The following is a 2,041-nucleotide window of genomic DNA, read 5'->3' as shown; positions in this document are numbered from 1 at the left end:
TCCACCAGCCCCAGCCACCGCGATCACATTCTGCACGCCTCGCAGGAGGACATCCTGGAGATGATCACCAAGTCGGTGAGCCATGCGCGCAACCTCTGCGGCGATGCAGGATTGAACTGCCGACCTCAGCCTTACCAACCCGTTTTCTAGGTCCGTCGAAGGCCGCCGAACGCCGCAAATTCTGCGATAATGCGTTGTTGTAATTGACGTTTGTCGCCGACGGCGGCACGCTGTCCTTCGCCGCAGTTTCCCTGCTTCCACGCTTGAATTGCTTCCGCCGTGCTTCCGCGGAAGCGGGGGCGGTGTAGTTTTTCGACAGCCTTAACGAGCGTTCTGCGTGCCCCGTCTGAGCCTGAAATCCGTCAATGCCCTGGCGGCGCCAACCCGCGGCGATTCCTTCCTCTGGGACGATGACTTGAAAGGCTTCGGCGTTCGGGTCGGCGTCACGGGCGTGAAGACCTACCTGGTGCAATTCCGCACGCTTGATGGGGCCACCCGCCGCCATGCCCTGGGCCGCCATGGGGTGCTGACCCCGGAAGCGGCTCGCAAGATGGCGGTGGTGAAGCTGGCCAACGTCGCCCAAGGCCTGGATCCATCGGCAGAACGCCGCGCCGCGCGGGGGGCGATGACGGTGGCTGAGCTCTGTGACCTCTACGTCAAGGTGCGGCTGGCCACGCGCAAGCCCTCGTCCGTGGTCGCCGCCCAGGCCGACATCGACAACCACATCAAGCCCCTCCTGGGGGGAAAGCTGGCCGCGGACCTCGCCGCCGAGGACGTCGACCAATTCCTCCTGGATGTCGCCGCTGGAAAGTCGGCCAAGCGGACGAAGACCCGCCCGCGGGGCGTGTCGCGGGTGACCGGCGGCAAGGGCGCCGCCAACTCCGCGGTCGGCGTCTTGGCGGCCGCCATGACCTTCGCGATCCGCAAGAAGCTCCGTCCCGACAATCCTTGCGTCGGCGTGCGGAAGTTCCCCGAGAAGAAGATGGAACGCTTCCTGTCGCCGGCCGAACTCGCGCGACTGGGCGAAGCGCTGGCCGCCGCCGAGGCGCTGGGCGTTGAGAGCATTTACGCAATCACCGCGATCCGGCTCCTGATGCTCACCGGCTGCCGCAAGAACGAAATCCTGACCTGTGAGCGGGCCTGGGTCGACGCGCACAACAGTTGCCTGCGGCTCCCCGACAGCAAGACCGGGGCGAAGATCGTCCACATCGGCGCCGCGGCGCTCGAGGCGATCCTGGCGATCCCCGAGATCCCGGGAAACCCCTATCTATTGCCAGGCCGGGGCGGCGCCGGCCATCTGGTGGACCTGCAAGCCGCCTGGGAACGGGTCCGCGACACGGCGGGGCTATCGGATGTTCGGTTGCATGACCTGCGCCACGCCTTCGCGAGCCTGGGCGCCAACGGGGGCGACAGCCTGCTGGTGATCGGCGCCCTTCTCGGACACCAGAGCGCCAAGACCACCCAGCGCTACGCCCACCTCTCCGATCATCCGCAGAAGGACGCCGCCGACCGGATTTCGGCGGAGGCGGCCCGCCTTATGGGCCTGCAGCGGCCGACGGCGACCGCGGCGGGCCGCGCGGAGGTCGTCGCCGCGCCGCCGGGCATGAAGGGCGTGTTGGGCGCGGTGATCGAGACCCGCTGGGTGGACACCAAGGCGGCGTCCGCCATCCTTGGGCTCACGATCCCGACGCTGCAGACCTACCGTTGGATGGGTACGGGTCCACGGTATCGGAAGATCGGGCGTTCGGTGGTCTATGCGCTCGGCGATCTCGACGCCTGGCGGGCGCAGGCCACGCAGGCGGCGTGAGTTGAGATCAGAAATGGGCGGGGTGCTGCCGTGCACTCCCGGACAGCGTCGCGATGACCGTTCTGGCAGACGCATCGAACTGATCTGTGGACTTCGGTCGAGCCCAACATAGATTGGCTGCGACAACGGCTCTTCAAACGGATCGACCTCGCGAGGGCCGCTGGATGGGGCGCTGCAAATGAATTCCGCCGAGAGCTTCAGTCCCGACTACCGGGCGGCGCGCACCAAGTTCCT

Annotated in this window: 1 protein-coding gene; it reads left to right on the top strand. The window is 66.9% G+C overall.

Features of this window, described 5'->3' with window-relative positions; genetic code table 11:
• Positions 1 to 337 precede the first annotated feature (337 nt).
• A complete protein-coding gene (locus E8A49_RS14930; protein ID WP_293382846.1) occupies positions 338 to 1,807 on the top strand; it encodes a tyrosine-type recombinase/integrase in 1,470 nt (489 codons plus the stop codon).
• Positions 1,808 to 2,041 lie beyond the last annotated feature (234 nt).

This window comes from Phenylobacterium sp. (genome assembly GCF_004799515.1).
In the GTDB taxonomy this organism is placed as follows: Bacteria; Pseudomonadota; Alphaproteobacteria; order Caulobacterales; family Caulobacteraceae; genus Phenylobacterium.
Note: the sequence above shows the minus strand (reverse complement) of the source record. Positions and strands in the feature narration are given on the sequence as shown.